The following is a 22406-nucleotide window of genomic DNA, read 5'->3' as shown; positions in this document are numbered from 1 at the left end:
CCTTAGCATATACCCGGTCATCATCGGAAGATCCGCATGCCTACTACCCTCCCCCCTCGCCTGCGTCCACTGGCGCTTCTGGCGTTTCTAAGCGTGTCCCTGGCCGGCTGCGGCGATAGCGCCGAGCAAGACGAACAGGCCCCCACCCCGCAAGTGCGGGTGGAAACCTTGCAACTGCAGCCGCTGGCCATCAGCAGCGAACTCAGCGGCCGTATTCTCGCCCCGCGCACCGCCGAAGTGCGCGCGCGGGTCGCGGGCGTCGTGCTCAAGCGCGTCTACCGCGAAGGCAGCGACGTCAAGCAAGGCGATGTGCTGTTCCTGATCGACCCGGCGCCATTCAAGGCCGACCACGACAGCGCCCGCGCCACCCTGGCGAAGGCCGAGGCCACCCTGTACCAGGCGCGGTTGCAGGAGCATCGCTACCGCGAGCTGGTCGACGACAAAGCCGTCAGCCGTCAGGAATACGACAATGCCAAGGCCAGCTTCCTGCAGGCCGACGCCGACGTAGCCGCTGCCAAGGCCGCCTTGGAGCGCGCTCGCCTGAACCTCGGCTATGCCACCGTCACCGCGCCGATTTCCGGCCGTATCGGCCGTGCCCAGGTCACCGAAGGCGCACTGGTCGGGCAGAACGAAAGCACCCCGCTGGCAACCATCCAGCAGCTGGACCCGATCCATGCCGACGTTACCCAGTCCACCCGCGAGCTCAACGCCTTGCGCCGTGCCCTGCGCGCAGGCGAGCTGCAACAGGCAGGCGACGGCCAGGCCCGCGCCACCCTGATCCAGGACGATGGCAGTGCCTACCCGCTGCCAGGCAAGCTGCTGTTCTCCGACATCAGCGTCGACCCTAGCACCAACCAGATCACCCTGCGCAGCGAATTCCCCAACCCGGACCTCGACCTGCTGCCCGGCAGTTATGTACGTGTGCGCCTGGAGCAGGCCGTACAGCCCAAAGGCCTGAGCGTGCCGCAGCGGGCCATCCTGCGCGACAGTGCCGGCGTGCCCAAGGTGCTGGTGGTCGACGCGCAGGCCCGAGTCAGCGACCGCCAGGTGGTACTGGGCAGCGCCCAGGGGGATCGCTGGGTCGTCAGCGAAGGCCTGGCGCCAGGCGAGCAGGTGGTGGTCGAAGGCCTGCAACACGTCAAGGCCGGTGACCAGGTGCAGGTCGACAACGCATCGGGCGCAGCGCCCATTGCACAGCACACCGGCCAGTGAGGGCCTGATCCATGCCGCAATTCTTCATCGACCGCCCGGTGTTCGCCTGGGTAGTCGCGCTGTTCATTCTGCTGGCGGGCGCGCTGGCCATCCCGCAGCTGCCGGTGGCCCAGTACCCGAACGTGGCCCCGCCGCAGGTGGAAATTTACGCCGTGTACCCAGGCGCCTCCGCCGCGACCATGGACGAAAGCGTGGTCAGCCTGATCGAGCAGGAGCTCAACGGCGCCGACAACCTGCTGTACTTCGAGTCGCAGAGCAGCCTGGGCAGCGCCACCATCACCGCCACCTTCGCCCCGGGCACGAATCCAGACCTGGCCCAGGTCGACGTGCAGAACCGCCTTAAAGTGGTCGAGTCACGCCTGCCGCGCCCGGTCACCCAGCAGGGCCTGCAAGTGGAAAAGGTGTCCACCGGCTTCCTGCTGCTGGCCACCCTCACCTCAGAAGATGGCAAGTTCGACGAAACCGCGCTGTCAGACATTCTGGCGCGCAATGTGATGGACGAAATCCGCCGTCTCAAGGGCGTCGGTAAAGCCCAGCTGTACGGTTCGGAACGCGCCATGCGTATCTGGATCGACCCGCGCAAGCTGATCGGCTTCAACCTCACGCCCAATGATGTGGCGGAGGCCATCGCGGCGCAGAACGCCCAGGTCGCGCCCGGCAGCATTGGCGACCTGCCCAGCCGTGGCACTCAGGAAATCACCGCCAACGTGGTGGTCAAGGGGCAACTGAGCACCCCCGAAGAGTTCGCCGCTATTGTCCTGCGCGCCAATCCGGATGGTTCCACGGTCACCATCGGTGACGTCGCCCGGGTCGAGATCGGTGCCCAGGAGTACCAGTACGGCACTCGTCTGAACGGCAAGCCGGCCACTGCATTCAGCGTGCAGCTGTCGCCGGGGGCCAACGCCATGGAAACCGCCACCCTGGTGCGGGCGAAAATGCAGGACCTGGCGCGCTACTTCCCCGAAGGCGTCAAGTACGACATCCCCTACGACACCTCGCCGTTCGTCAAGGTGTCGATCGAGCAGGTCATCAACACCCTGTTCGAAGCCATGTTGCTGGTGTTTGCGGTGATGTTCCTGTTCCTGCAGAACCTGCGCTACACCCTGATCCCCACCCTGGTGGTGCCGGTGGCGCTGATGGGCACCTTCGCGGTCATGCTGGCCATGGGCTTCTCGATCAACGTACTGACCCTGTTCGGCATGGTGCTGGCCATCGGCATTCTGGTCGACGATGCCATCGTGGTGGTGGAAAACGTCGAGCGCATCATGGCTGAAGAAGGCCTGTCGCCCAAAGAAGCCACGCGCAAGGCCATGGGCCAGATCAGCGGCGCGATCATCGGCATTACCCTGGTGCTGGTGGCGGTGTTCCTGCCCATGGCCTTCATGCAAGGCTCGGTCGGGGTGATCTACCAGCAGTTCTCGGTGTCGATGGCGGTATCTATCCTGTTCTCGGCATTCCTGGCCCTCAGCCTTACCCCGGCGCTGTGCGCCACCCTGCTCAAACGCGTAGCCAAGGGCGAGCACCATGAACGCAAAGGCTTCTTCGGCTGGTTCAACCGCCGCTTCGAAAGCATGAGCAACGGCTACCAGCGCTGGGTAGTGCGTGCGCTCAAACGCAGTGGCCGCTACCTGCTGGTGTACGCCGTGTTGCTGGCGGTGCTGGGCTATGGCTTCAGCCAGTTGCCCACGGCCTTCCTGCCCACCGAAGACCAGGGCTATACCATCACCGACATCCAGCTGCCACCCGGCGCCAGCCGCATGCGCACCGAACAGGTGGCCGCGCAGATCGAAGCGCACAACGTCGAGGAACCGGGCGTAGGCAACACCACACTGATCCTGGGCTTCAGCTTTTCGGGTAGCGGGCAGAACGCAGCGCTGGCCTTTACCACGCTCAAGGACTGGTCCGAACGCGGCGCTGACGACAGCGCCCAATCGATTGCCGACCGCGCAACCATGGCTTTCACCCAACTCAAAGATGCCGTGGCCTACGCCGTATTGCCGCCGCCCATCGACGGTCTGGGCGAGTCCACCGGTTTCGAGTTCCGCCTGCAGGACCGTGGCGGCATGGGGCACGCCGAGCTGATGGCCGCTCGTGACACGCTGCTGGCCAATGCCGGCAAAAGCAAGGTGTTGACCAACGTGCGTGAAGCGTCGCTGGCAGAAAGCCCACAGGTTCAACTGGAGATCGACCGCCGCCAGGCCAATGCCCTGGGGGTTTCGTTTGCCGATATCGGCTCGGTACTCGACGTGGCAGTGGGCTCCAGCTACGTCAACGACTTCCCCAACCAGGGCCGCATGCAGCGGGTGGTGGTGCAGGCCGAAGGCGATCAGCGTAGCCAGGTCGAAGACTTGCTGAAAATCCATGTGCGCAACAACAGCGGCAAGATGGTGCCACTGGGTGCATTCGTCCAGGCCAAATGGGTCAGCGGGCCGGTGCAGTTGACCCGCTACAACGGCTACCCGGCGGTATCGATTTCCGGCGAGCCGGCAGCCGGCTACAGCTCCGGCGAAGCCATGGCCGAAATCGAACGTCTGGTGGCCCAGCTACCCGCCGGCACAGGCCTGGAATGGACTGGCCTGTCGCTGCAGGAACGCTTGTCCGGCAGCCAGGCCCCCATGCTGATGGCGCTGTCGTTACTGGTGGTGTTCCTGTGCCTGGCGGCGCTGTACGAAAGCTGGTCGATCCCGACCGCCGTGCTGCTGGTGGTCCCGCTTGGCGTGCTGGGTGCGGTGTTGGCCGTGACCCTGCGCGGCATGCCCAACGACGTGTTCTTCAAGGTGGGGCTGATTACCCTGATCGGCCTGTCGGCGAAGAACGCCATCCTGATCATCGAATTCGCCAAGCACCTGGTCGACCAAGGCGTGGACGCCACCGACGCCGCTGTGCAGGCTGCCCGCCTGCGCCTGCGGCCCATCGTGATGACCTCGCTGGCGTTCATCCTCGGCGTGGTACCGCTGGCCATCGCCAGCGGCGCCAGCTCGGCCAGCCAGCAGGCCATCGGCACCGGGGTGATCGGCGGCATGCTCAGCGCCACCTTGGCGGTGGTGTTCGTGCCGGTGTTCTTCGTGGTGGTGATGCGTTTGGCTGGGCGTCGCCAGGCGCGTAACGCCGACACGCAACCCGTTCCCAGCGAAAGCTGACTGGACAACCCCCGCGTGAAATGGGAGGGTTCCCGGCAATGACTGCCCGGAGCCCTTTTTCATGCCTGCTGCTTTGCCCTCCTGCTCAATCCTCATCCTTGCCGGTGGCCGTGGCCAGCGCATGGGCGGTCGTGACAAGGGCTTGATCGCCTGGCAGGGCGAACCGCTGGTGGCGCATGTGCAGCGGGTCGTCAGGCCATTGAGCGATGATCTGGTGATTTCCTGCAACCGCAATCAGGAGGCCTACCAAACGTATGCCGACCAGTGGGTGGGCGATGCCGAGGCGGACTTTCCCGGGCCGCTGGCGGGGGTCATTGCCGGGCTCAAGGTGGCACGGCATGAGTGGATGGTGGTGCTGGCCTGCGATGCACCACGGGTTGACCGGGTGTTGATCGAAGATCTGCTGCGGTTGGCGGTGGCGAATGACAGTGCAGCAATGGTGCGCCAAGGTCGGTATTGGCAACCGATGTTCAGCGTGCTGCCACGGCGGGTGCTGCCGATGCTTGAACAGGCTTGGGCCGCGGGTGAGCGGAGCTTGCAGAAGGCGCTGCTGCGCGAGGCCGTTCAAGGCTTGGAATGTGCCGAGAATGATCCCCGGTTAAGCAATTTCAATAGCCCGGAGTTGCTACAAGATTAAGGCCACGCACCGGCCCGCTCCCACAAGGCCCGTGCAACGGCATAGATGTGATTACCCAGCAGAGAGCTCCTCGGCACTGATCTCGCGCATCCTGAACTTCTGCACCTTGCCCGTCACCGTCATCGGAAACTCGTCGACAAAGCGGAAGTACCGGGGCACCTTGAAGTGCGCAATCCGCGCCTTCGCCCATTCGCGCAGCGCCTCTTCACTGGCAGCATGCCCCGGGTGCAGCCGCACCCAGGCCACGATTTCTTCGCCGTACTTGCTGCAGGGCACGCCAATCACCTGCACATCGGCCACTGCGGGGTGAGTAAAGAAGAACTCTTCCAGCTCACGCGGATAAATGTTTTCACCGCCACGAATGATCATGTCCTTGCTGCGCCCGACGATGCGCACATAGCCCTGATCGTCCATCACCGCCAAATCGCCAGTGTGCATCCAGCCCTCGGCATCGATGCTTTCGGCCGTGGCCTTGGGGTTGTTCCAGTAACCGAGCATCACGCTGTAGCCGCGGGTACACAGTTCGCCTATCTCGCCACGCGCCACGGTGTTGCCGTCTGCGTCCACCACCTTGTTCTCCAGCCGTGGCTGGGTACGACCGACGCTGGTCACCCGGCGTTCCAGGTCATCGTCGGGCCCGGTCTGCAGCGACACCGGGCTGGTCTCGGTCATGCCATAGGCGATCTGCACCTCGGCCATGTGCATCTCGCCAATCACCCGGCGCATCACCTCGATCGGGCAGGTAGCACCCGCCATGATCCCGGTGCGCAGGCTTGACAGGTCGAACTCGCCGCGCTGCGGGTGGTCCAGTTCGGCGATGAACATGGTCGGCACACCGTACAGCGCGGTCGCTTTTTCCTCCGCCACCGCACGCAGCGTGGCCAGCGGGTCGAAGGCATCGTTGGGGTAGATCAGCGTGCTGCCGTGGGTCATGCAGCCAAGGTTGGCCATGACCATGCCGAAACAGTGGTACAGCGGCACCGGCACCACCAGCCGGTCGTGCTCGGTGAGGCCCAGGCTTTCACCGACCATGTAGCCGTTGTTGAGGATATTGCTATGGCTGAGGGTGGCGCCCTTGGGGAAACCGGTAGTACCCGAGGTGTACTGGATATTGATCGGGTCGTCGCAACGCAGTTGTGCGTGGCGCTCGGCCAGGGCCTCACGGCTGATTGCATCGGCTCGGGCCTGCAATTCATGCCAGGCCAGAAAGCCCGGTGGTGGTGCGGTCGCCAGGCTGACCACGCCGCGCAGCTCCGGGAAGCGCTCGCAGATCAGCGCCCCCGGTTGGCCTGTGTTCAGGCCCGGCACCAGGCCCAGCAGCATCGCGTGGTAGTCGGAGGTCTTGAACGCGTCGGCGCAAATCACCCAGCGGCAACCGGACTGGCCGAGGGCGTAGTCCAGCTCGCTGGAGCGGTAGGCCGGGTTGATGTTGACCAGGATCGCACCAACCTTGGCACTGGCGAACTGGGTGATGCACCACTCGGCACAGTTGGGTGCCCAGATGCCCAGGCGGTCGCCGGGTTGCACGCCCAAGGCCATCAGGGCGCGGGCGTGCTGGTCGACTGCAGCGGCCAGTTGCTGCCAGGTGAAGCGCAGGGCCTGGTGGCGGACCACAAGGGCTTCGCGGTCGGGGAAGCGGGCGACGGTGGTATCGAAGGCGTCGCCGATGCATTGGCTGAGCAGGGCTTTGTCGGGGTTGCCCTGGGAGTAGCTTGGCTGGGGCATGGGCGTTCTCTTGTTGTTCTTGTGTTGTTTTGACTGGCCTCTTCGCGGGACAAGCCCGCTCCCACAAAGAACCCACAAGATCCGAATGCGGTGCAGTCTTGTGGGAGCGGGCTTGCCCCGCGAAGGATCCAGCACTGAACTACCTGATGAACACCTGCGGCGTCGTGGTAGACATGTCACCACCCGGCAACTTGATGTTCTTCACCTTCTCCAGCGTATCCGGGTTGAACACCGCCAGGTCGTTGAAGGTGCCGCCCAGATACAACTTGTCGCCCTTCTTGTCGAAGGTGACGCAGTAGTAAGTGTGCTCAAGGTTAGCCGCCTTGATCAGCTTGCGTTCCTTGATGTCGTATTTGGCCAGCCGATTGAGCACGCCGTAGATCTGGTTCGGGTCCTTGGGCGAGCGCAAGCCGGTGAAGTACAGCTCGGTCAGGTCGGCGAATTCCTGGGTGTGGGTCTTGCCGGTCTTCAGGTCGACGCTCAGGTAGCCATACAACGGCTCAGCGGTGGCCGGGTCCTGCTTGTCGTCCTTGAATTTGGCAATCGTGTACAGCATGGTGAACTCATGGCGTGGGCTCTGGTGCGGCCAGAAGTAGAGCACGTCCGGGGCGCTGTAGCCTTTGCGGTTCCAGTTGCGCAGCGGCAAGGCCACCGTGTACTTGCCAGTCTTTACATCCATCTTGTAAATATCCGGCCCGGCGACATACAGGCTGCCATCGTCGGCGGCACGCATCAGGTACACCTGACGCGGCATCGGGAAGGTGCGCACGGGCTTGGCCTGCAGGCCATCGCTGGTGCTGAACACCTCCAAGCGCGGCGGCTTGACCACATAATGGTCGTTCAGCATCTGGGTCGGGTTGACCGTGGCGTACACTTCCTTGCCGTCGGGGCTGATGGCAAACGAGTACATCGCCCGGCCCACTTCGCCCGCCACGCTCGACAAGTTGGCCCGGAAGGTGTTCTTGCAGGTGTCCAGGTCGATGCCGTAGATGTCGCCGTAATGGTTGTTCAGCACATAGGCGGTACGGTTGTCCGGCGCCATCATCGCGGTGCCAGGGCCAAACTTGTCGGGCATCTGGCAGCTTTTGTACACCGTGTCACTGGCTACATCGACCACATGCAGGTTGTTCGGGTAGTTGGTCACGATCATGTATTCGTGACCAGGCTTCAGTGCCGGCCCGGTGTCGTCGGCCTGTGCCAGGCCGGCACACGCCATGGCGGCGATGGTGAGCGCGAGTGGCGCGCAGCGTCCAGCTTTCATGCGGTTTCCCCTTGTCATTCTTGTTGGGCCGGTCACTTGTCTTTCGGGAACACAGTGCCGAGGTTGCGCCAGTCATCCGCCGAGTTGGTCGCCTGGGCGTTCCAGTCCTGATAGGTGCTCATCATGTCCGGCACCTGGGCCGGCCACCAGCAAGGGTCGGAGCAGCCATACAGGTCGGCCTCCATCGGCTGGCACAGCGAGCTCACGCCACCGAAGGCGTCCACTTCCCAGCCCGGGTCGGTGGTGGCCGTGCAGCCGGCCACCGCGCTCATGGCCACGACTTCTTCGATACGGTCTTCGGCAGCGGCCTGCTCAAGGATGCGCGCCTTGTTGTTCAGGGGCTTCAAGTGCTTCATGTCAGTGCGCCTTCCGCGGGGTGATGTAGCGGTCGATGAAGGCCGGGTTGGCGGCCATGATGCGGCTGTAGACTTCGATGCCGAAGTCGACCCAGTCGCGCATCAGTTCGCAATAGTGGTAGGTCGGGTGCTGCGGGTCGCCGTAGCGGGCGTAGCTTTCGTGGTAGCAGCCGCCAGAGCACAGGTTGCGGATACGGCAGCTCTCGCAGCCGGTGTTGCTGCGGTCCAGGCGCTGCGACAGGAAGTCGTTGAGCTCCACCTGCTTCACGCCCTGGTGCACGTTGCCGAAGGTCGGCAGGCTGGAGCCGGTGAAGCGGTGGCACAGGTTCAGCTCGCCTTCATGGTCCACCGCCAGCATTTTCAGCCCGGCACCGCATGGCAGGGCCTTTTTGTGGCCCTCATGGATATCGGTAATCAGCTGGTGCAGGTTGGAGAACCCGATGTTGCGGTGTTCCAGCGCTGCGTCCAGGTAACGGCGGCCCAGCGCCTTCATGTTGGCGAAGACCTCAACCAGTTCTTCTCCGGTGAGGTTGAAGTCCGCCATGTCGCCGGAGGTGACCGGGGCAAAGCCGACTTCGGCAAAGCCCATTTCATTGAACAGGTGGTTCCAGATGGTCTCGATATCGGTAATGCCGCGGGTCAAGGTTACCCGCGCGCCCACCGGTCGACTGTTGTAACGCGACAGCAGCATGTCGGCCTTGCGCCGCACCACGTCATAGGTGCCCTGCCCGCCCACGGTGATGCGGTTGCGGTCGTGCACGGTCTTGGGGCCGTCGATGCTGATCGACAGGCCGAAGCGGTGGGCATTGAGCCAGTCGATAATCTCTTCGGTCAGCAACGTGGCATTGGTGGTCATGATGAACTCCACCTGCTTGCCCGCTTCGGCGAAACGCCGCTCGCAGTAAGCCACCATGTGCTCGATCAACGGCCGGTTGGACAAGGGCTCACCACCGAAGAACACCACGCTGTAGCGCTCCTCATCGGGCGATTCCTTAAGCAGCATCTCCACTGAGGCCTCGGCGGTGGCGGTGCTCATCTTCTTGCCGGCAGACGGCTTGTCCAGGTCTTCCTTGTAGCAATAGGTGCAGCTGAGGTTGCAACCGGTGTTGACGTTGAGCACCACAGTATTCAGCGCGGTGCGCTCGACCCGCTTGAGGCCGATCTCCGGGGTCAGCGGCGAGCCATCGCTGACCAGCTCCAGCGCGATAAGCTCACGCAGGGTGTCCTGGATATCGTTGCCTGCAAACTGCTGGCCGAGGCGCTGCATCAGCTCCTCGGCCGAACAGCCTTGCTGGCGCAGCGTGTCGATGATGCCCCCGGTCACCGCGTCGGCGGTGAACAGCGAACTGCTGGGGATATGGAACAGCATGCGGTCGGCATCGACCTGCACTTCGTGCAGGTTGCGCTCGACCAGGTTCAGTAGTACGCCCATGGCGACCTCCCGATAATCGATCCGTTGGAAAACCGTTGCCCCCTGCTGTTACGGCAGCGGCGGGTTGTTCCAGCGCTGAACGGTGACGATCATGTGCCCTTCGCCGGTCTGGCCACCGTCGGCCAGCGTGGCGATGACCTTAAGGTTGCCGGCGTTGTTGGTCATCATCTTGCGCTCAGGGTTGGGGCCGGCACCGCCCGGCACGAACACGCCATCGGGTTGCATCTTGCCGGCGAACTTGACGTCTTCATCCTCGACCGCACGCTCATTGAACGGCTCGACCTTCCAGGTAGCCGGCAGGTAGCCGATACGCAGTGGCTGGCCATTGGCATCTTTGCCCCAGGCTTCAGCCTCGAAACGGCCCTGCACTTTCGGTACCGAAGCGCCGTTCTCGCCAATGCGGGCAATGGAGAATGCCGGCACGACCTTGACTTCCTCGACCTTGTCGTAGACCGCCAGGTTCACGCCCTTGAGCGCGCCCACCGCAACCTCGCGCTGGCCAGGCTTGGCATCGGCCGCTGCGCGGGCCTTGACCCGCACCAGGGTCGGGGTCTGCTCCAGCACTTCGGTCACTTCCACCCCGCTACCCAGGTCGGGCTTGCCGTCCAGGCCGCTGCCCACCAAGGTGATCTCGCTCTCGCCACCCGCCTTGATGAACGCCGGCTGCACGGCCAACAGGCGTGCCTTGCCTTCCTTCACCGCGGTGAAGTCCAGGCCACGCTCATCGTGCTCGGCCTCGAACATGCGGCCTTTCATTTCGCCATCCACGGCCGCGAACACCTGGCGCAGGTTGGCGTCGCCCACCTTGACGTTGCCGCGCCATTCGTAGCCGTTGTACAGGATTGCCGTGCCGCTGCCGTTGAACGGTGTGCCGTCGGCATAAGCACCCTTGACCTCTACCTTGAAGGTGTCGCCCTGTTCGGCCGTAACGCTCATCACCCCGCGCACGTCGCCCTTGGCCAGCATGTGGCCGCTGAAGGCCCATTGCCCCGGCAGCACGTCGGCGTTCGGTTTGGCCTTCTGCCACTCAGCCCAGGCCGGGTTGTCCAGCGGGTAGCGCTTGGCAAGTTCCGGCACCACCTGTTGAAGGGCAATCGGCAGCCAGTCGCGGTCACGCGCCTGGGCCTGGTATTCAAGGGACGGCCATTGGCCGAGGTGGAAGTTGACCAGGTGCTCCCACTCCTTGGCCGGGCGGCGCTGCAAGGCAACGCGGGCACCGGAATGGCAACGGCCACAGGTTTCGCTGAGCTGGGTGTCGAAATGCTCGACAGTATTCAGCCGGCGTTCCATGGCATAGCGCACGCCATCGGTTTCGCTGGGCGCCAGGCCCTGCTTGTCGGCCAGGTACTTGACCAGCGTACGGCGGTCGTCGTCGCTGATCTGCAAGCCGTGCATCACCTGCATGCGGGCGATGCTCATCAGCCAGCCTTCCGGCGTTTTGCGCTGGTGGCTGATACGGCTGTAAGTATCGTTGCCTTCGGGGATATGGCACCCCATGCACTTGTTCTGCAACAGGCTCGGGCCCTGCTCGGCCGCCATGGCCTGGGTGCTCAGCAGCGCGGCGGCGACCAGCGCCAGTTTGCCCGCATGCCGCCGGAGTCGAGTCGTCTTCAAGGTCAGACCTCCACGGTTGTTGTTCTTATCGTTTTTCGCACGCTTTGGTACAGCAGGTGTGCATGTGACAGTTGTGATACAGGAACTGTGCCAGTTGCTGTAAAAGCGTTGCCTTTCAACCTTTTAGGCAGTTTCCGAGGCTTGGCTAGCAACACAGATGGCCAATTGCAGCGTGCCATTTCGCGACTGGGTGTTTCATCCTGAGACAAGGCCTGCTGCGCAGGCCAATCGCCGGCATGCCAGCTCCCACAGGTACAGCGCAGGTCTTCATGGCAATGGTTAACCTGTGGGAGCTGGCTTGCCGGCGATTGGCCCTTGAAACCACTGTTTCACCACCGTCTCACACCGTCTCAATGTGCAACAGCGCACGCCCGCAATCACAAACTTGCACCCAGGCAAAACCCAATACCTACAGCGCTTCACCGCCATCTGCCCACTTTGGCACGCCCATTGCGCCTGTGCCCGGCACACCCAAAGACAAGAGGCACAGCCCCATGCTTTCCGAACTGCCCATCCTGCCCGCCACCCGCGCCTTCCTCGAACGCAAGCTGAAGATGCGCATCGGCGCCGACTGGCAGGACGCCGCCAGCGGTCGCACCCTGTCGTTCCGCAACCCGGCCACTGGCGAGGTGCTGGGTGAAGTACCCGCCGCCGAGGCCGAAGACGTCGACCGCGCCGTGCGCGCCGCACGCCAGGCTTTCGACGATTCGCCGTGGAGCCGCCTGCGCCCGCGTGAACGGCAAAACCTGCTGTGGCGCCTGGCCGACCTGATGGAGCGCGACGCCCGCCAGCTGGCCGAGCTGGAATGCCTGAACAACGGCAAGAGCGCCGCCGTGGCCCAGGTGATGGACGTGCAGTTGGCCATCGACTTCCTGCGCTACATGGCCGGCTGGGCCACCAAGATCGAGGGTAGCACCGTCGAAGCCTCTATGCCGTTGATGCCCAACGACCAATTCCACGGCTTCGTGCGCCGCGAAGCGGTGGGTGTTGTCGGCGCCATCGTTGCCTGGAACTTCCCGCTGCTGCTGGCCTGCTGGAAGCTCGGCCCGGCGCTGGCCACTGGCTGCACCGTGGTGCTCAAGCCTGCGGATGAAACCCCGCTGAGCGTGCTCAAGCTGGCAGAACTGGTCGACGAAGCCGGTTACCCGGCGGGTGTGTTCAACGTGATCACCGGTACCGGCCTTAATGCCGGCGCCGCGCTCAGCCGCCACCCCGGCGTGGACAAGCTGACCTTCACCGGTTCTACCGAAGTCGGCAAGCTGATCGGCAAAGCGGCCATGGACAACATGACCCGCGTCACCCTGGAGCTCGGCGGCAAATCGCCAACCATCGTCATGCCCGACGCCAACCTGCAGGAAGCCGCCGCCGGTGCGGCCACGGCGATCTTCTTCAACCAGGGCCAGGTGTGCTGCGCCGGCTCCCGCCTCTATGTGCACCGCAAGCACTTCGACAATGTGGTGGCTGACATCGCCAGCATCGCCAACGGCATGAAGCTGGGCAGCGGCCTGGACCCGGCCGTGCAAATGGGGCCGCTGATTTCGGCCAAACAGCAGGACCGCGTCACCGGCTACATCGAGCTGGGCCGCGAGCTGGGCGCGACCATCGCCTGCGGTGGCGAAGGGTTCGGCCCGGGCTACTTCGTCAAACCGACGGTGATCGTCGATGTCGACCAGCGCCACCGCCTGGTGCAGGAAGAAATCTTCGGGCCGGTGCTGGTGGCGATGCCGTTCGATGACCTGGACGAAGTGATCGGCATGGCCAACGACAACCCCTATGGCCTGGGCGCCAGCATCTGGTCCAACGACCTGGCAGCGGTGCACCGGATGATCCCGCGTATCAAGTCGGGATCGGTCTGGGTCAACTGCCACAGCGCGCTGGACCCGGCATTGCCATTTGGTGGCTACAAGATGTCTGGCGTTGGCCGTGAGATGGGCGCAGCGGCCATCGAACATTACACCGAGCTCAAATCGGTGTTGATCAAGCTCTGACCTTTTTCCTGTACCGGCCCTATCGCCGGTACAGGCAATACAAAAACAACAATAAAAACCATGGAGCAAAACCATGAGGCACACACTCGCCTGCATATTGGCCCTGCTGTTAACCGCAACCGCCAGCCAAGCCCACGAGCTGTACAACCACAACGGCACCACCCTCAACGCCGACCTCGAAGCCCTGTTTGGCGTCTTCCACAGCGACGAAAGCTTCAACCAGGCCGGCAACCGCCAGCCCGGCAGCACCGCCTGGCAGGAGGGCTACATCAAGTACGGCCTCAGCGGTAGCCAGGCCTTGCCCGATGCCGGCGCACTCTACGGCGCGTTCAACCTGCTCAGCTCCGCGACCTGGGGCGACGGCGACGCCGCCGGCCTGACGTTGGGCGACGAACACCGCACAGCCATCGAAGACCTGTACCTGGGCTGGCGCTCGGCCAACCTGTTCCCGGCCCTGGGCGAAGACGGCGTAGACATTTCTGGCGGCCGCCAGGTGGTGACACTGGGTGACGGCTTCCTCATTCAGGGCGACCCGGTGAACCTGGGCAAGGTCGACCTGGGCGCCAACTTCGACCGCGGCGGCGCCTACTACCTGGCCGCCCGCAAGGCCTTCGACCGCACCGCCGTCCTGCGCCTGGGCGGCAAACAAGGCTGGCGCAGCGACCTGATGTGGCTGAAGTCCGACAACCACTACCAGGCCGACACTTCGTTGGCAGTAGCCAACCTGGAACACGTCGCCGACGCTGGCACCGTGGGCCTCAGCTGGATACGCGGGCTGGACGTTGACCAGCGCTACGCGCAGCTCATGGGCCTGGAACACCGGGACGGCATGGACACCGCCAGCCTGCGCGGGCGCGGTAACCTGGGTGTGAAAGACTTGGAACTGGCCGCCGAGTATGTGACCCAGGACAAAACCGGTGGGCGCGAGAATGCCTGGTACCTGGAGGGCAACTGGACCTTCTCCGAACTGCCCTGGTCACCCACTGCCACCTACCGCTACAGCCGCTTCTCCGAAGGTTTCGACCCGCTGTTCTATGGCCTGAGCCGAGGCTACGGCACCTGGTTCCAAGGTGAAGTGGCCGCCAACTATGCCGGGCCGTTCAACAAGAACAGCCAAGTGCACCATGTGGCGCTCAAAGGCAAGCCACGCGACAACCTGACCGTCGGCGCGCTGTACTTCGACTTCGACACGCTGGACACCGACCAAGGCAACCTCGGCGGGCGGGAGCTGGACCTGTATGTGGAGTGGATGGTCAACGACCACTTGCTGATCAGCCCGTTGGTGGGGTTCTACAAGCCGGAGCGCAGTGCGGACAATGGTGGTACGCAACTGGGTAGCCGGGATACCGGAGCCTATATGCAGCTGATTGTCGGGACCTTCTTCTGACTCAGGGCCCCTATTGCAGGCAAGCCAGCTCCCCCAGGTTGAGCCTTGTGCAGTACCTGTGGGAGCTGGCTTGCCTGCGATAGGGCCGCAAAGCGGCCCCGGCGATCTCAAGCAAAACCTTGCTCCCGCAGCCAACGCCGCACCATCACTTGCTGTTCATCCAGAAGACCTGGCAACACTACCTCAAGTGCTTGCCCGTCATGTAGCCTCTGCACGATAGGCGCCAACTCCACCCCCTGCAAATGCCAAATCCCCAGTGGCTGGTCTGCAGTCACGACCACCTCGGCCTCATCCACCAGCCCATCACGCAGCACCGGCCGCCTTTCAACCCGTACTGCACTCCAATCCGCTGCCATGTGCAACGGCTGCGCATCCGGCCAGCCCTGGCGCCGGGCCCAGAACGGCTGCCCTGCCCAGCTTTGCTCCTGCCCATAGAAATCCCGGCCAATGCGGGCAAAGCGCAAAAACAGTTGCTCTACCCGTTGCTGGTGAAACTGCCGCGCCAACGCTGCATGCTCGGGCCTGCGCAACAGCGTATTAATCACCACCGGCGCCTGCAACGCTGAAGACAGCGACTGGAAAATACCGTTACCCGAGAGGGGGTCAACCGCCATGGCGGCATCACCTACCCGCAGCCAGTCTTCCCCGATACAATCGCCCGCCAGGATTGCCGTGCTGCTACGTGCATACACCTGCGCCGGCTCCCGTGCCCGCGCACCGAACAGTTCGGCTACAAGTGAACTCTGACATCGGCGGTCAGCGCAGTAGGCGGCCAGTTCGGACTTGCCCGGCAGCCCTGCTGCGTCCAGCGTGACTTGCCAGTAACAGCGGCCATCCTCCAGGCGGGCCATCCACGCCCAGCCATCCTCCAGGCTTTCCACTGCCGACGCGGGCGCCCCGGGGCTACCCTGCCAGGCATTGAGCAGGCTGACGGTTTCCGGCCCGCGCAGGCGGTCCGGGGCCAGCGGTGCCTGACGGCCTCGGGCCTCGACGAGGAAGCCAGCGATCAGTACCTGCCCATCGTCCAGACGAACACGATGACCGCCCTCGTGTACAACCTCGCGCACCCGCCCCTCGACCACACTCACCCCCGCACGCTGAAGGTCATCGCGCAGTGCCCGGTCAAACCGTTGTCGATCCAGCAGAAATTCCTGGTTCATTTGCAGGTGCTGACCGTTCCAGTGCACCTGTCGGGTAGCCGGCATGGCCGCCTGGCTCAAGGCCCCGCCAAGGCCCGCATGCCGCAAGCCCTCCAGCACCCGCTGCGAAACCCCTTCAACTGCAGCGAAACGGCGCCACTCCGACACCACCGTCACTGAGTAGCCCAGGCGGCGCAGGCCGATGGCCGTGGCAGCACCGGCAGGGCCGGCACCCAGCACCACAATGCGCGGCTCAGCCATGGCTGGCACCCCGCCGCTCGGGGCCGATGAACGTCGCGTGGTGGCGCAACCAGTCATGGATCTGCTGGCGGTCCATACCCGGTTCGTCACGCAGCAACGCCGCAATCCTTCCGCACAAAGCGGCACAGCCCAAGCTCGCGCCCGCTCTGCCGCCCGCACCTACATAACCACCAAAGTCTGCCTGCCGAGTGCCAAGCCAGGACCACTGGCCGGGTGCGCAACGCGCATCACCGGTAATCCGGATCACCCCAGGGTAGCTAGCCGGGTACACCGGCCCACCCTGTGCCGGGCTGGATGCGCACAACAGCACACCTGCGGCCAAGGCCTCGGCGCAGGCCTGGTGCAGCACAGGCCGGTCCTGCTGCAACCCCAGGCTGAGGTTGACCAGCGTTGCCCCTGCCTCTACCAGCCACAACAGCCCGGCCGCCACCTGCAAGGCACTGGTGCTGGCCTGCTCGCTGAACACCTGGGCCACCAGCACCGGGACCGGACCGGCCTCGCGCTGCAAGCCGGAAAGCACCGCACTGCCATGTCCTAGCGCGTCGGGCAGCATTTCGCCTTCACGCAACTGGCCGTCTTCCAGCCAGAAACGGCGGGCAGCCAGCAAACCGTTGGTCTGCTCCGGCGAGCAGCCACTGTCGATGATGCCAACGCGCACGTCAGTGCCCATGCTTGATTGCCTCCTGCGGCAGCACCTGCAACTGGCCATCATGCAGTTGCAAGTGCAGGTCGGCATCGGCCAGGGTCGAAGCCCGGTGGCTGATCAGGATGCGCGTGCGGCCGGCGAAAAGCTGGTCGATGGCCGCGATCACTTCGCGCTCGGTGGTTTCGTCCACTGCGGACGTTGCTTCGTCCAGCACCAGGATCGCCGGGGCCTGCAACACCGCCCGGGCGATGGCGATGCGTTGTTTCTGTCCACCGGACAACTGCTGGCCTCGTTCACCAAGCAGGCCGTCCAGGCCCAGTGGCAGGCTTTCGACCAGGCTGTCCAACCGCGCCAGGCGCACGACCTGTTCCAGCTCTGCACGGCTGGCCTCAGGTACGCCGTAGGCCAGGTTCTGCGCCAGGGTGCCACGGAACAGCACGATGTCCTGGCTGACCACCGCAATGCGCCGACGCAACGCAGCCAGGTCCAGGTCACGCAGGTCAGTACCATCCAGCAGAATGCGCCCGGCGTCCGGGTCGTAGAAGCGTTGCAACAGGTCGATCAGGGTCGACTTCCCCACCCCCGAGGCACCGCGGATGGCCACCTTCAGCCCGCCCGGCACACACACCTGCACGTTCTTCAATACCGCACCTTGGCGCCCTTCATGGGCAAAATCCAGGCCTTCGAGGCGCAGTTCACCGGGGCCATCGGGCGTCGGCTTCGGGTTGGTCGCCGGGCGCACGGCCACCGCCTCCTGTTTCAACTCCATCACCCGCCCCAGGCTCACGGCCATGCGCTGTACCGCGACATACAGGCCCAGCAGGCTCTGCACCGGGCCTACTGCCATGCCCATGTAGGTGGAAAAAGCGATCAGCGCACCCAACTGCCAAGTGCCCTGGATCACCCACCAGCCGCCGACCAGGAACGCACAAGCGCGGCACCAGGAGGTGAGCGTGCCGGGGATCGCCTGGGTGAAGAACTCGGTCACCTGCACTTTCAGCAACTGGCGCATGTAGCCTTGCCCAAGCTGGTCCAGGCGCCCTGCCTCGCGGCCTTGCTGGCCGGACGCCTGAATGAACTTCATCGCCGGCAAGGTCTCGACCAGGAACGACGACACATCCGCCGAACGCTCACGCAGGTTGCGCACTTCGCGCTCCACCTTGCGCCGCATCCAGCGCAGCCACAGCACTTCGATCGGTACCAACAGCGCCAACAGCAACGACAGTTGCCACGAGAGCATCAGCATCAATGCCACCGCCCCTACCAGGCCGATCACCGCCGACACCGCCGAGAACAGTGAATCCACGGCAAAGCGCTGGATCTCTGCCACGTCACCATCCAGCCGCGAAAGAATGTCGCCCATACGCCGCCGCGCGTAGAACGTTGGCGACAATTGTTGCAGGTGGCGGTAAAGGTCATCGCGCAGGGCGAACAGGATGCGCCCCGACAGGCGCGTGTGCAGGTAGCGGTTGACCCCGGCCAGCACCGTGCCCAGCAGGCCTGCACCGATCATGATCGCCGCCATGTGCCAGAGCGTCTGGTAATTCTTGGCCAGCAGCCCCTCGTCGATCAGCGTCTTGACCAGCCAGGGCTGCGCCAGCGCCAGCAGCGAGGCGCCCAGCGACAGGCCCAGCAGCAGGCCGATGGCGCGTCTGTGTGGGCGCACGAAACCATACAGCCAGGCCAATGCCTGGCGCATGAGTACAGGGTCGCTGGACTCCACCAGCCTTGCGAACAATGGGCCCATGGTTCAGCCGCGCAACTGTTTGAGCTTGCGGTACAACGTCGCCCGGCTGATCCCCAGCGCCTCGGCCGCAGCCGAAACGTTGCCTTGGTGGCGCGCCAGCGCGCCGCGGATCTGCTCCAGCTCGTTGTCCTTGAGGCTACCAGAGGGCGCGGTGCTGCTGGCCAGTTCGTCCAGCAGGCAATCGGTAAGGTGGTCCAGGGTCAGCACCTGCTCGCCGTCCTCGCGCATGGCCAACGCCGTGCGCACCACCATCTCCAGCTGGCGGATGTTGCCCGGCCAGTCGAAGCCTTCGAGCAAAGTGGTGAGTGCCGGGTCCAGGGTGACGCCTCGGGCATCCGACTTGTCCAGCAAGCCCTGGATGATCGCGCCCAGGTCATCACGCTCGCGCAGTGCCGGCAAGCGCAGCGACACGCCGTTGACCCGGTAGTAAAGGTCTTCGCGGAAGTGTTGCTCTTGTACCAGGCGCTTGAGATCACGGTGAGTGGCGCAGATCAGCGCCACATCGATTTCCTGCTCATCACCAGCACCCAGCGGTGCAACACGGCGCTCTTGCAGTACCCGCAGCAGGCGCGCCTGTAAGGCCAGCGGCATGTCACCGATTTCGTCGAGGAACAGCGTGCCACCATGGGCCTGCATCAGCCGCCCCACCATGCCGCCCCGGCGCGATCCGGTGAAGGCCCCCTCGCGGTAGCCGAACAGCTCGGACTCGATCAGCCCTTCGGGGATGGCAGCGCAGTTGACGGCCACAAACGGTTTGTCGGCCCGCGGGCTGGCCTGGTGCAAGGCCCGGGCGACCACCTCCTTACCGGTACCGGTCTCGCCCAGCAGCAGCACCGGCAGGCCATTGCCCAGCCCCTGACGGGCCATGCGCAGGTTGCGCGCCAGCCGTGGGTCGCCACCTGCCAGGGCGTCGAGTGCCGGTGACTGCTTGCTCAGCGTCGGCTTGCTGGCCGGCGTGCTGCCATTGACCCGGCCATGGCGCGGCAACTGCAAGGCACGGAAGTAGAACTCGCCCTTGGCCGTCTGCACACTGCTCACCCCGCCCTGCCACAGGCGTGCGATGAACGCAGGTGAACGTTCGCCGAGCAGGTCAGTGCTGCGCCGGCCGATCAGTTCATGGCGTGGCACCTGCAACAGCTGGCAGGCACTGTCGTTGGCGGCCAGCACTTCACCGTCCAGGCTCAGCGCCAGCAGACCGTGCCAGGCGCTGTTGAGGTATTGCGGTCGGCTGTGGAAGGCCAGCACCAGTTGCTCGGGGTGGCACAGGCCGAACATTCGGCTTTCAATGTTGCCGGCGGCCAGCATCAGCGTTGAAAGGCTGTCCTGCGGTTGCGCCATCACCCCTTCTCGGGTGATATCGAGCACACCGATCACCTCACCGCGCGGGTCACGCAGGGGCACGGACGTACAGGAGAACGGGCTAAGGCGGTCGAGGTAATGTTCGCCGCAGTTGATCAACGTCGGCCGGCCTTCGACCACGGCGGTACCGATGGCGTTGGTGCCGCGCAGCGACTCGCTCCAGCAACTGCCCGGGTGCAGATCACGCAGGCCCTCGCGGCTGAGCACATGGGTCTGGCCTTCGATGGCCAGCACGTTGGCCTGGGCGTCACCGAGGATGACGATACCCGCCTTGCCCTGCCGTGCAACCAGGTAGTCCAGTTCCGGGGTAACGGCGTCGACCAGCAGGCGGTTGCGCTCCAGCAGCATGCGCAAGTCGTGGCCCTGCTCCAGGCCCAGGCCGACTTGCTCGCCTTGCAGGCAATCCAGGCCATGGCCCAGGCTGCGGCGCCAAGAGGCGTCGATTTCGTCGCGCAGCATGCCCAGCGGCAGCTCGCCCTCGCTGGCCAGCTTCAGCCGGGCTTGGCGGGACTCGTGCAGCGGGTCGTGGGCGTTTGTTATTAGTTGTCGCGCCATTTTCTACTCCGGCTGTGCCCCGCGAAAGTGGCGGGGAACGGGCATCTGGACTTGCAGCAGTGTGCTGCAGCCTGACGCCTGCGTAAAGCCAGTGCGGTCAAGCCCCCCACAAGAGCCCCTCCTTGCTCAGAAAGGAGCCTCATGAGATTTGGGCAGAGAGACTTCACTTCGAAGATCTGCCGCTCGGACAGCTATCAGATGATATGCCTCTTTTTTGATCACAATTTCCAGGTGGTTGCGATTCTGAGGCTTCTTACCACGTACACCAAACATGAAATCCCGCCCTGGTTTGAGCCGGGCTTGGTTTTTTGTAAGTACGGCAAACACTTGGGGACTGCCCCCGGTGCCCATTGCAGTATTTTTAGCCATCATCCCTGGGATAGCACTTGTAAGTGACGCATAAAAACCATCACCCATGGTCAAGCCATTCGCACCCGCCCTACTCGGGTCAAGCCCTGACATCAGGCTTGCAGCGTGCTCGCTTGAACTTCCATGAAAGGCGAGCACATCCCAACCTTTGGTATCAATATTAGAGCCCGGGCGATCAATTTGTGGTAATGACTTCGACCTTGCCCGTGTAAAGGTTACCGCCTGAGTATGGGTTGTCGTGACACCCGCTTCGTAAACTACAGGCGCCCCTTTGTGAGACCTGCCAAAACCTGTTTTAACAGCCAAGCGGTCAAGAAATCTTGAAAACCAAGTCCGAATTGCAAATCGCCCTCCTGGATCCCGCAGATTTATTGGATCTCCCAAGCAATAAGCATAAGAATTCAACCCTCCAGCATTGAATGGACTCAAACCATCCAGGGAGTTGAAGCGCATCAGCATAGGATTGAATGCCCGATAGCCATTTCCCAAAAAATAATGCTGAGTCGTCGGGTCTGGTCGTTCTCCGTTAAAGCCAAGCAGGCTTTGCAACTTGCCGCCTGCGATACTGAAACCATAAGCGGAATATTTCGAGCATTGCAGCAGCGCCCCTCGCCCGGCGACATTCAATACCGACTGCTGCTGATCATTCGCCAACAAGGCGGCGATCAATACGTCACTTTCGTAACGCCCTTGCGCCAACAGCTGGTGCTCTCCTTGCACGATTGAAAACTTCAAAGCGCCTTGCACCTCGGTAGCCAATCGATTATTGCAGTAAAACTTTTGCAAAGTGCCTGCTTTCCTTTTGCCATCTAGAGCAACAGACTGCTCTTCCACTGGATCATCTGAGCCACATGACATTGCGGTGCCTCCCAATGCTCGCTTTAATAGCATGAGCATCCCAATTCGGGCCGCGAGTGGATACTGGTAAAAATGATAGGGGATTGCGCTGAAGAAACTGGCTCTCATGACTGGGCGCTACCGGGTGACATGTGACGCTTGCTCCGGCCTCATCTCGGGTAAACCCCACACGAATAGCGTGATCTCAAAGTCTACGCACTACCTGTGCGGGCTTGCCCGCGAAGGGGCCATCAGGGCAAATCACGGCTGCCGTCTACTAACTCTCAGCTTGCGGCCACGCCACCCTGCCGGGCCAGTTGCGGCCTCTCCACCCCATCCAGCAACGCCTCCACCACCGCCTTGGCCGAATCCAGCCCATGGTCATTGCTCAACAACAGATCACGGCAAGTCCCCTTGGCCAACTCCAATGCCTTGAGGTTGGTCGCAAATGCCCCCTTGAGCAGCGTGGACAGGTGCACCAGCGCATCTTCGTAGTCCACACCCGAACGCACGGCAAACAACGGCGGATGGCTGCATTCACAGGTCGAGAAACTGGAGGCCGCCGTAGTGGCGCGTACGGGAGGATCAGGTAAGCCTTTTGTCATTGTGTCGCTCCTTGATTCACTGGAGCCGCCACAGATCGCTACCAAACGAATGGGTGACGGCTGTACGCAGGTTGGTAGACCGGGAATCAAGGAAACCGGCGCGCACAGAGGCGCCCTACGCACAGCCGCCATAAAA

At 63.6% G+C, this 22406-nt stretch carries 16 protein-coding genes; 5 read left to right on the top strand and 11 right to left on the bottom strand.

Translation table 11 applies throughout. The annotated features are described in order from the left end of the window. The first annotated feature begins 36 nt into the window (after positions 1 to 36). The 3 genes from QQL85_RS21435 to mobA all read left to right on the top strand — a co-directional run bounded on the left by QQL85_RS21435 (position 37) and on the right by mobA (position 4989). A complete protein-coding gene (locus QQL85_RS21435; RefSeq protein WP_284356088.1) occupies positions 37 to 1212 on the top strand; it encodes an efflux RND transporter periplasmic adaptor subunit in 1176 nt (391 codons plus the stop codon). 11 nt (positions 1213 to 1223) lie between these two features. Continuing rightward, on the top strand, positions 1224 to 4352 hold the full coding sequence (locus QQL85_RS21430; RefSeq protein ID WP_284356089.1) for an efflux RND transporter permease subunit: 3129 nt from the start codon (positions 1224 to 1226) through the stop codon (positions 4350 to 4352). 61 nt (positions 4353 to 4413) lie between these two features. Continuing rightward, a complete protein-coding gene (gene mobA / locus QQL85_RS21425) occupies positions 4414 to 4989 on the top strand; it encodes a molybdenum cofactor guanylyltransferase MobA (RefSeq protein WP_284356090.1) in 576 nt (191 codons plus the stop codon). A gap of 51 nt (positions 4990 to 5040) precedes the next feature. Here the strand turns inward: mobA and QQL85_RS21420 are convergent, their stop codons facing one another. The 5 genes from QQL85_RS21420 to peaA form a co-directional block, all read right to left on the bottom strand. Then, complete coding sequence (locus tag QQL85_RS21420; protein WP_284356091.1) at positions 5041 to 6714, bottom strand: fatty acid CoA ligase family protein; 1674 nt, start codon at positions 6712 to 6714, stop codon at positions 5041 to 5043. Between the two features lie 139 nt (positions 6715 to 6853). Further along, positions 6854 to 7975: a quinohemoprotein amine dehydrogenase subunit beta gene (peaD, locus tag QQL85_RS21415; RefSeq protein ID WP_284356092.1), complete on the bottom strand. Its 1122-nt coding sequence runs from the start codon at positions 7973 to 7975 to the stop codon at positions 6854 to 6856. A 32-nt stretch (positions 7976 to 8007) separates the two neighbouring features. Continuing rightward, the gene (qhpC, locus tag QQL85_RS21410; RefSeq protein WP_284356093.1) at positions 8008 to 8331 is read right to left on the bottom strand and encodes a quinohemoprotein amine dehydrogenase subunit gamma; all 324 of its coding nucleotides are present in this window, start codon (positions 8329 to 8331) and stop codon (positions 8008 to 8010) included. 1 nt (position 8332) lies between these two features. After that, positions 8333 to 9763 carry a quinohemoprotein amine dehydrogenase maturation protein gene (gene peaB / locus QQL85_RS21405; RefSeq protein ID WP_284356094.1) on the bottom strand — a complete coding sequence of 477 codons (1431 nt, stop codon included), beginning with the start codon at positions 9761 to 9763 and terminating at the stop codon, positions 8333 to 8335. Positions 9764 to 9811: 48 nt separating this feature from the next. Continuing rightward, positions 9812 to 11377, bottom strand: coding sequence for a quinohemoprotein amine dehydrogenase subunit alpha (gene peaA / locus QQL85_RS21400; protein WP_284356095.1), 1566 nt, complete (start codon positions 11375 to 11377; stop codon positions 9812 to 9814). A 494-nt stretch (positions 11378 to 11871) separates the two neighbouring features. Here peaA and QQL85_RS21395 point away from each other — a divergent pair, with 494 nt between their 5' ends. After that, entirely contained in the window at positions 11872 to 13365 is a 1494-nt protein-coding gene (locus tag QQL85_RS21395) for an aldehyde dehydrogenase family protein (protein ID WP_284356096.1), read from the top strand. A gap of 73 nt (positions 13366 to 13438) precedes the next feature. Then, positions 13439 to 14752 carry a hypothetical protein gene (locus QQL85_RS21390; protein ID WP_284356097.1) on the top strand — a complete coding sequence of 438 codons (1314 nt, stop codon included), beginning with the start codon at positions 13439 to 13441 and terminating at the stop codon, positions 14750 to 14752. Between the two features lie 107 nt (positions 14753 to 14859). Here QQL85_RS21390 and qhpG read toward each other — a convergent pair whose 3' ends face one another. The 6 genes from qhpG to QQL85_RS21360 form a co-directional block, all read right to left on the bottom strand. Then, on the bottom strand, positions 14860 to 16152 hold the full coding sequence (qhpG, locus tag QQL85_RS21385; RefSeq protein ID WP_284356098.1) for a flavin-dependent monooxygenase QhpG: 1293 nt from the start codon (positions 16150 to 16152) through the stop codon (positions 14860 to 14862). Further along, positions 16145 to 16822 carry a subtilisin-like serine protease QhpE gene (qhpE, locus tag QQL85_RS21380; RefSeq protein ID WP_284356099.1) on the bottom strand — a complete coding sequence of 226 codons (678 nt, stop codon included), beginning with the start codon at positions 16820 to 16822 and terminating at the stop codon, positions 16145 to 16147. Before qhpE ends, qhpG begins: the two co-directional genes overlap by 8 nt. Further along, a complete protein-coding gene (locus QQL85_RS21375) occupies positions 16812 to 18545 on the bottom strand; it encodes an ABC transporter ATP-binding protein (protein ID WP_284356100.1) in 1734 nt (577 codons plus the stop codon). Before QQL85_RS21375 ends, qhpE begins: the two co-directional genes overlap by 11 nt. A 3-nt stretch (positions 18546 to 18548) precedes the next feature. Next, a complete protein-coding gene (locus QQL85_RS21370) occupies positions 18549 to 20459 on the bottom strand; it encodes a sigma-54-dependent Fis family transcriptional regulator (protein ID WP_284356101.1) in 1911 nt (636 codons plus the stop codon). Positions 20460 to 20585: 126 nt separating this feature from the next. After that, the gene (locus QQL85_RS21365) at positions 20586 to 21794 is read right to left on the bottom strand and encodes an RHS repeat-associated core domain-containing protein (RefSeq protein ID WP_284356102.1); all 1209 of its coding nucleotides are present in this window, start codon (positions 21792 to 21794) and stop codon (positions 20586 to 20588) included. Positions 21795 to 21949: 155 nt separating this feature from the next. Continuing rightward, positions 21950 to 22186: a hypothetical protein gene (locus tag QQL85_RS21360; RefSeq protein WP_349816506.1), complete on the bottom strand. Its 237-nt coding sequence runs from the start codon at positions 22184 to 22186 to the stop codon at positions 21950 to 21952. Between the last annotated feature and the right edge of the window lie 220 nt (positions 22187 to 22406).

Source organism: Pseudomonas putida (genome assembly GCF_030159595.1).
Lineage (GTDB): Bacteria > Pseudomonadota > Gammaproteobacteria > Pseudomonadales > Pseudomonadaceae > Aquipseudomonas > Aquipseudomonas putida_AC.
The sequence above is the reverse complement of the archived record's forward strand: the minus strand, read 5'-3'. Positions and strand labels throughout refer to the sequence as shown.

What these genes read in the sequence shown, in the direction of transcription:
- QQL85_RS21435 (WP_284356088.1), top strand. Translation starts at nt 37, where the DNA reads ATGCCTACTACCCTCCCCCCTCGCCTGCGTCCACTGGCGCTTCTGGCG.
- QQL85_RS21430 (WP_284356089.1), top strand. Translation starts at nt 1,224, where the DNA reads ATGCCGCAATTCTTCATCGACCGCCCGGTGTTCGCCTGGGTAGTCGCG.
- mobA (WP_284356090.1), top strand. Translation starts at nt 4,414, where the DNA reads ATGCCTGCTGCTTTGCCCTCCTGCTCAATCCTCATCCTTGCCGGTGGC.
- QQL85_RS21420 (WP_284356091.1), bottom strand. Translation starts at nt 6,714, where the DNA reads ATGCCCCAGCCAAGCTACTCCCAGGGCAACCCCGACAAAGCCCTGCTC.
- peaD (WP_284356092.1), bottom strand. Translation starts at nt 7,975, where the DNA reads ATGAAAGCTGGACGCTGCGCGCCACTCGCGCTCACCATCGCCGCCATG.
- qhpC (WP_284356093.1), bottom strand. Translation starts at nt 8,331, where the DNA reads ATGAAGCACTTGAAGCCCCTGAACAACAAGGCGCGCATCCTTGAGCAG.
- peaB (WP_284356094.1), bottom strand. Translation starts at nt 9,763, where the DNA reads ATGGGCGTACTACTGAACCTGGTCGAGCGCAACCTGCACGAAGTGCAG.
- QQL85_RS21395 (WP_284356096.1), top strand. Translation starts at nt 11,872, where the DNA reads ATGCTTTCCGAACTGCCCATCCTGCCCGCCACCCGCGCCTTCCTCGAA.
- QQL85_RS21390 (WP_284356097.1), top strand. Translation starts at nt 13,439, where the DNA reads ATGAGGCACACACTCGCCTGCATATTGGCCCTGCTGTTAACCGCAACC.
- qhpG (WP_284356098.1), bottom strand. Translation starts at nt 16,152, where the DNA reads ATGGCTGAGCCGCGCATTGTGGTGCTGGGTGCCGGCCCTGCCGGTGCT.
- qhpE (WP_284356099.1), bottom strand. Translation starts at nt 16,822, where the DNA reads ATGGGCACTGACGTGCGCGTTGGCATCATCGACAGTGGCTGCTCGCCG.
- QQL85_RS21375 (WP_284356100.1), bottom strand. Translation starts at nt 18,545, where the DNA reads ATGGGCCCATTGTTCGCAAGGCTGGTGGAGTCCAGCGACCCTGTACTC.
- QQL85_RS21370 (WP_284356101.1), bottom strand. Translation starts at nt 20,459, where the DNA reads ATGGCGCGACAACTAATAACAAACGCCCACGACCCGCTGCACGAGTCC.
- QQL85_RS21365 (WP_284356102.1), bottom strand. Translation starts at nt 21,794, where the DNA reads ATGAGAGCCAGTTTCTTCAGCGCAATCCCCTATCATTTTTACCAGTAT.